At 70.2% G+C, this 6,369-nt stretch carries 7 protein-coding genes; 3 read left to right on the top strand and 4 right to left on the bottom strand.

The genetic code is table 11. The annotated features are described in order from the left end of the window. The first annotated feature begins 13 nt into the window (after nucleotides 1-13). From VGV60_16945 to VGV60_16955, 3 genes are read left to right on the top strand one after another with little or no spacing between them, the layout of a single operon-like run. Complete coding sequence (locus VGV60_16945) at nucleotides 14-625, top strand: hypothetical protein (protein HEV8702960.1); 612 nt, start codon at nucleotides 14-16, stop codon at nucleotides 623-625. Next, nucleotides 595-2,355, top strand: coding sequence for a hypothetical protein (locus tag VGV60_16950; protein ID HEV8702961.1), 1,761 nt, complete (start codon nucleotides 595-597; stop codon nucleotides 2,353-2,355). The genes VGV60_16945 and VGV60_16950 overlap by 31 nt, the downstream gene beginning before the upstream one ends. Further along, on the top strand, nucleotides 2,324-2,977 hold the full coding sequence (locus VGV60_16955; protein HEV8702962.1) for a hypothetical protein: 654 nt from the start codon (nucleotides 2,324-2,326) through the stop codon (nucleotides 2,975-2,977). Before VGV60_16950 ends, VGV60_16955 begins: the two co-directional genes overlap by 32 nt. A gap of 17 nt (nucleotides 2,978-2,994) precedes the next feature. Here the strand turns inward: VGV60_16955 and VGV60_16960 are convergent, their stop codons facing one another. The 4 genes from VGV60_16960 to VGV60_16975 all read right to left on the bottom strand — a co-directional run. Then, nucleotides 2,995-3,762 carry an HAD-IIA family hydrolase gene (locus tag VGV60_16960; protein HEV8702963.1) on the bottom strand — a complete coding sequence of 256 codons (768 nt, stop codon included), beginning with the start codon at nucleotides 3,760-3,762 and terminating at the stop codon, nucleotides 2,995-2,997. 18 nt (nucleotides 3,763-3,780) lie between these two features. Further along, the gene (locus VGV60_16965) at nucleotides 3,781-4,380 is read right to left on the bottom strand and encodes a DUF488 domain-containing protein (protein ID HEV8702964.1); all 600 of its coding nucleotides are present in this window, start codon (nucleotides 4,378-4,380) and stop codon (nucleotides 3,781-3,783) included. Between the two features lie 74 nt (nucleotides 4,381-4,454). After that, the gene (locus VGV60_16970; GenBank protein ID HEV8702965.1) at nucleotides 4,455-4,694 is read right to left on the bottom strand and encodes a hypothetical protein; all 240 of its coding nucleotides are present in this window, start codon (nucleotides 4,692-4,694) and stop codon (nucleotides 4,455-4,457) included. A 109-nt stretch (nucleotides 4,695-4,803) separates the two neighbouring features. Continuing rightward, nucleotides 4,804-6,369: phosphoenolpyruvate carboxykinase (locus VGV60_16975; protein HEV8702966.1), on the bottom strand; the 1,566-nt coding region annotated here is incomplete at its 5' end.

Genomic DNA, 6,369 nt, shown 5'->3' on the forward strand with positions numbered 1-6,369 from the left:
CCGGCTCCTCGTGATGCTCGCCGTTGTCCTGGCCAGCCTGGCGGCCGCGCCGATCGACGAGGCCCGGGTGAAGGGCCTGGTCTTCCCGGATGCACGGCTCGACGAAATCCGCGCCCTGGGTCCGCCGGTCCTGCCGGCCCTCGCGTCCCTGTACGAGCGCTCCGGCGAGCCGGAGCGGGCCGCGATCGCCACGGTCTTCTACGCCCTCGGCTGGAAGTCTGTCGAGGCCAAGCGCGTCCTGATGCGCGACCTGCACACGCAGAACGACAGCCTGCGCCTGCAGGCGCAATGGGCGATCGGGCGCGTGAGCGGCGACCCCGACGTCGTGGACGCCCTGCTCGACACCATGCGGCGGGACGACAATCCGCTCTTCCGCGACAAGGCGGCGTGCGCCCTGGCGCACGACCAGATCCACCTGAGCGAGGCGCAGAAGCTCCGGCTCTTCGAGCGGCTGATCGACGCGCTCGGCGACCCCGAGGCGCAGGTGCGCGACATCGCCCTGAGGGCCCTGGTCATCCACACGGGACAGTCGAAGGGGTTCAACCCGTCCGGCTCCGACGCGGAGCGGGACGCCGCGATCTCGGAGTGGCGAAGATGGCTCGAGCGCTATCGCTCGGCAATGTAGCAGCGGTCTTGCTGGCGGCGGCGCTTCTCGCCGTCCCGCAGGCGCGGCTCGAGGCCGCGTCCCCCTCGAGCACGCTCGTCCGCTACAGCTTCGACGATGAGGACCTGGCCACCGGCCCCGACACGTTCGCCGTGTTCGAGAAGGCGAAGGGGCGGGTGCACCTGTCGACCGCCTTCCGCACCAGCGGCTACCGCTCCGTCGAGATCCGGGACGTGGCGGACGACGGCAACTTCCCGGAGCTGCAGGGGTATTTCCCGCTGCGCGAGACGGGCACGCTGTACGCCCATTTCGCCCTGATGATGGCCGACCCGCTCGAGCAGCTGAACATCGCGCTGGCGGGCCCCGCGTGGTTCACCTTCAAGAAGGGGGGCGTGGCGTTCTGGCTGCAGACGCGCGGCGGCGCTCTCTACCACTACTCCGACAGCATCCCGATTCGGCTCCTGCCGCTGCGGCCGTTCACCTGGTACCTGGTCGACCTGGCGTACGACGTCGGCGCCGGCACCTACGACCTGGCGATCCGCGAGGAGGGGCGCGCGGGGACCCTGGTCTCCCTGAGGGCCCAGCCGAACGCCTTCAACGAGCCGGGCTCGGCGGTCGACAAGTTCTCGTTCATCGGCGACAACGGGCACGACACCTCGAACGTCGATTACTACGTCGACGACATCCTGCTCACCCTGGACCGGCCGATCCCGCTCGCCCCGTTCGTGGCGCCCGGGCGCCGGAAGCTGTTCTTCGACACCTGGAGCGACCTGCGGCTCCATGTGCGCGCGCGACCGAGCTGCCTGCCGGCGCTGGGCCTCGACGACTTCGGCCTCACGCCCGACGACGTCTCGGGCCTGAAGCGGGACGGTCTCCTGCCCGCTCTCGAGACGATGCTCGAGGGTCGCCCCGTGCCCCTGGCGGCCGGGGGATCGACCGGAGGGGCGCGCGCGCTCAAGGCGATCGGGGCGTGGCAGTCGGGCTGCGCAGCGCTCGCCCGCGGCGAGGCCCCAAGGGCCCTGGAGCTCTTCACCGTCGCGGCGGAGTCCGGGCAGAGGGCTGCGTTCTACGAAGCCTCGGCGGTCCTGGCGCTGGCCGCCCTGGGTCGCCGGGACGAGGCCGACGTCCGGCTCTCCGGGGTCTACGCCGCCTGGCGTGACGATCCGCGCCTGCCTCTGCTCCTGGCGATGATCGCCCTGTCGCGCGGCGATCCGGCCGCCGCCGAGCAGCCGCTTCGGCCGCCCGCCGAGGGGGTGCCGGACGATCCACGAAGCGAGTGCGCCCTCGTGGCCGTGTCCCGGCGGATCGATCCGGGGCTCGTGCGGATGATCCAGGGGCGGTTTCCCGACGACTGGCGCGCCTGCCTTCACGAGGCGCTCCGCCCCGAGGAGTATTTCGACGTCCTCCTCCTGCGCCAGGCCTATCGCGAGGCCTCGCGATACGCGAAGCGGACGGCCGATCACATGAAAGCAATGAGCCTCCCCGCGGCCGACTGGCTGGAGCGGCAGGGGGACGCGGCGTTCCTCGCCGGGGAGGCGCAGGACGCCCTCCGGCTCTGGGAGACGAGCGCCGACGGCGCCGCACCCCACGTCGCGTTGATGCTCAAGCTGTCCGATGCGCACCACCTGCTCGGCGACCTGACGAAGGAGCGAGCGTACCGGGAGGCGATCTACGGCAGCCTCCACGAAGAGCTGGATCACACCCCCCAGGAGGACCCCCGTGAAGAAAAAGTCCGCGAAGCGAAAGACTGATCCCTACATCCCGCCGCCCGTCGAAATGATGACCGCCCTGGCGGTCGCCACCATGGCCGCCATCGCCGCGCTGCTCATTCCCGGCCTGACGCTCGCCGCCTCGGGCCCGATCACCGTCCAGCAGGCCTACGAGGAGATGGCCCACCGCCATGCCAACCTCGATCCGGCCTCCGCCGGGTTCACCCGCGACGAGGCCGCGTACCTGTCGCGCCTCTTCGAGCTGGTGGATCTCGCGATCGTCGAGAAGGCGCAGGCCTGGACGTGGTTCCAGTCGGAGGGACGAAAAGGGAGATCGCTTCCGGAGTACCGGGACCGCGTGGACGCCCTGGTCGCGCGGCTCGACGCCCTGCCGGCCCCCGAGAACCTGCGCCAGGTGCAGGCCCTGCTGGTCGAGGCCATCCGGGACCAGCGGGCCTTCTTCGAGACCTGGACCCAGGCGCTGGAGGTCGGGGCGCGTGGGCAGGACAACCGCGAGGTCTACAAGTCGCGTGGTCTCCACTTGAAGAACTCGAGCCAGAAGCTCCACCAGGCGTACGGCCAGCTCATGGACCTCTTTCCGAACGCCGGGCAGCAGAACTTCGACGCCTTCTACGACCACCTGTGCGTCCTGGACCTGCTCTGAGGCCTTAAGCCGGCCCCTCAGGCGATCTCCGCCACCGAGAGGCACACCCGATCGGGCGTGAAGCCGGACGTCTCGAGCGCCGCCCGCGTGGTTCCCCCCGTCAGCACCAGCGCCGTCCGGCAGCCGGCGGCGGCGCCGCCCCGGCAGTCGGCCTCGAGATCGTCGCCGACCACCAGGACCTCCGCGGGCGGCAGGCCGATCTCCGCGACGGCCAGCTCGAAGAACCGGCGCGACGGCTTCCCGACCAGCTCCGCCTCGACGCCGGAGGCGTATTCCAGCGCGGCGACGTAGGGACCGGCGTCCAGGACGACCCCGTCCACTCCGTTGTTCCAGACGCGGTTCTTGTGCAGGGCGATCAGGCGGGCGCCTCCACGAAGCCCGTGATAGGCGCGGTTCAGGACCTCGAACGTGAAGCCCCGGCCCAGGTCGCCGAGGACGATCCAGTCGGGACGCGTCTCGTCGTCGGTGACGCCGGCGAAATCCTCGCGCGCTCCGGGCGGGACCAGAAGCGCCGCCCGCGTGCGGCCGGACTCGAGGATGCGCCGGCGCGCGAGGACCGCGGGGTTGAGGACCTCGTCGATCGTGACGCGGATGCCGCCGCGCCCGAGGACCCCGGCCACCGCCGACCTCGGGCGGCGCGTCGTGTTGGTCCCGATGCGGAAGGGGACGCCGCGGGCGCGGAGCCGCTCGATCGCCTGCGCCGCCCCGGGAACCGGCTCGTCGTTCGACAGGAGGGTGCCGTCCACGTCGAACAGGACCCCGCGATAATCAGGGCTCCGGCTCATCCGATGCCGCTCCGGCGTTCAGGTGTCTTCACCGGCCGCGAGGTCGGGCAAGGACCCCTGCGCGGCGGGATAGGTCGGCCGGCCGTCCACGATCCGCGCGGACGGTGACAGGGGATGCCTGAGGCTCCTCTTCTCGTCGAGAACGTGCAGCGTTTCGACGCCCCGGCACACCAGCGCATCCGAGATGAGCGACCGGTGGCAGCGGTCGTAGATCGCCTCGGCGCACATGATGGCCGTGCGCTTCGCGCGCGCCAGGGCCAGCAGATCCGCGATCCCCCTGTCGAACTCGGGTGATTCCATGTAGTCGGCATAGCCGCGGAAGCTGTCGTTCCGGAACGCCAGGTTGCGCGAGTCGGCGCGCGGCGTGCGCAGGCCGCCCAGACGCGGCACGGGCGCGTAGTCGATTCCGGCGGGAGGGAGCGATTTCGCCAGCGACTCGGCGTTGAACTGGGGGTTGTGCCGCGAGCGCGGCACCGATCGGACGTCCGCGAGGCACTCGATCCCGTGCGCCCGGAGAATGCCGAGCAGGGCCTCCAACGAGCGGTTGGAGTGGCCGACGGTGTACACCGTGACCGGCATCGCCCGGAGAGAATACCCCGGAAAGAACAAGGGGGACAAGGACGTGGTCCTCATCCCCCTTCGGCTTCACCGTCCGTCACGCCCCGCTTGCGGGCGCGCTCGGGCGCTTCGATCTAGTTCTGCGGCGGCTGCTCGCCGGCAGGAGCCTGACCCTGCGCGGGGGCGGCGCCCTCCGCCGGTGGGGCGGCCGGGTCCGCGGGGGCCGGGGCCGTTCCTTGGGCCGGGGCCTCCGACGTCGTGGTGGTCGGCGTGGAGGTCTGGTCCGGCGTGGGCTGGGCCGCGCAGGCGACGGCGAACAGGACGATCAGGAGCGCCGCGCAGCCGGCCACGAACTTCGAAAAGGATTGTGCCATGATGTGATTTCCCTCTCCTTGCGGGACTTCGGTTAAAAAACGCACGCCATCCTAAGCGATTCGCAGGCGGGAGTCAAACATTTCCGGGTGACTTTCGTCCGGAACAGGCTCAGGACACGGACTCGGCGATGTCGCGATCGAGCCGGGGAAAGGTCGTCATGTACTCCCGCCGCTCGGCGCGCAGGCGCGCGACGATGGCCGCGTATTCGTCCGCCCGCCCCTGCTGCTCGTAGAGAGCGCGCGGGCGCAGGAGGCGCTCGTCGTCCCCTTCCAGGCCGGGGACCCGGGCGGCGATCTCGTATCCGAAGTCCGGGTCGCGCTCCCAGGCGATCGTCCCCTCGGCGATCCCCTTGACGATGGCGCTGCTGTGGCGGATCTTGACCTTGAGGCTGCGCCCGTCGCTCTCGCCGCCGCCGACCCGCCCGGTGTTCATCAGGTAGACTTCCATCGGATTGGCCCGCAGGATCTCGAGGATGCGGTTCCCCTGCAGGCTGTGGTCGAGCGGGAAGAACGGGTTCGTCCCGGGAATGCGCAGGAACCGCCCGGCCTCCTCGGCGCCGCCGGCGCTCGTCCCCTTCGTCTCCCCCAGCATGAAGAAGGCCGCCGCCTGCACGCCGCTCAGGCGCGCCACCGCCGGAATCACGTCCTCGTTGCGGTTCAGGATCAGGAGGAGATCCGCCTTCTTGATCGAGCGCGCGTCGCCGGCCCCCTCGATGTCGGCCATCTTGAAGACCGCCCGGCCGTTCTGCGTGTAGGAGGTGTCGAAGAAGTCGATCTCGCCGCCCTTCTGCGAGACGTTTTCGAGGTAGGAGGTCGGCTTCAGGACCGCGCGGTAGATCGCCGGCTCGGTCTCCTCCGACAGGCCGAACGTCTTCGCGAAGCAGCCGTTCTCCGTGGCGTGGATGCTGCCGTCCGGCAGGATCGCCAGGAAATCGTCCTGCACCGGCTTCGAGTCGTTCTGCTTCGAGAACGTGGTCGTCGTCTTGCCCGTCCCCGACAGCCCGATGATCAGCGCGACCCGGTCCCGGCCGTCGACCGGGATGATCTTGCAGCCCGCATGCATCGCCAGCCCGCCGCGGTCGTAGACGAGCTTGTTCCACATCCTGAGGCCGCCCTTCTTCGACTCGCCGAAGTAGTCCGAGTTGAACACCCGGGTGATCCGGCGCTCGAGATCGACCGCGATCAGCCGCTCGTTCGGGTAGTCCGCCGCCTTGAGGTTCGGTGTGTAGATGACCGTCACCTGCGGCTCGAAGCCGGCCTCGTCCCCGCGCTCCAGCGGGTAGTAGAGGCACTGCTGCATCGCGGCGATGTTGGCGTTACTGGACTCGATGATCAGACGGGCCGGCGTGCGCAGCCTCCGGTCGTTGCCGATGTAGCCGTCCACCACCACCATGTCGCGCGTCCGGATGTAGTCGTCCTGCAGGCGCGCCACCCGCTCCCCTTCCTCGCGGGAGATCGTCGGGTGGCCGCGGTGCAGCACGGTGTCGTCGGTGACGATGAACGTGGAGGCCTTGCTGCGGGCGACGACGCGGGTCTGGACGTTGACGTTGCCGTGCCTCGTCTTCAGGCAGTTCGGCATCCGCTCGGTCAGCGCGCGCAACTCTTCGGCTGACGGGCGGGCGATCACCCGGCGCGGCCGGACCGGCAATTCCATGACTGAGGAGATAAGAGAACC

It is taken from the genome of Candidatus Polarisedimenticolia bacterium (assembly GCA_036001465.1).
Taxonomy (GTDB): domain Bacteria; phylum Acidobacteriota; class Polarisedimenticolia; order Gp22-AA2; family Gp22-AA2; genus Gp22-AA3.

Coding starts and splice junctions, on each gene's coding strand:
- VGV60_16950 (HEV8702961.1), top strand. CDS start 595: ATGGCTCGAGCGCTATCGCTCGGCAATGTAGCAGCGGTCTTGCTGGCG.
- VGV60_16945 (HEV8702960.1), top strand. CDS start 14: ATGCTCGCCGTTGTCCTGGCCAGCCTGGCGGCCGCGCCGATCGACGAG.
- VGV60_16960 (HEV8702963.1), bottom strand. CDS start 3,762: ATGAGCCGGAGCCCTGATTATCGCGGGGTCCTGTTCGACGTGGACGGC.
- VGV60_16970 (HEV8702965.1), bottom strand. CDS start 4,694: ATGGCACAATCCTTTTCGAAGTTCGTGGCCGGCTGCGCGGCGCTCCTG.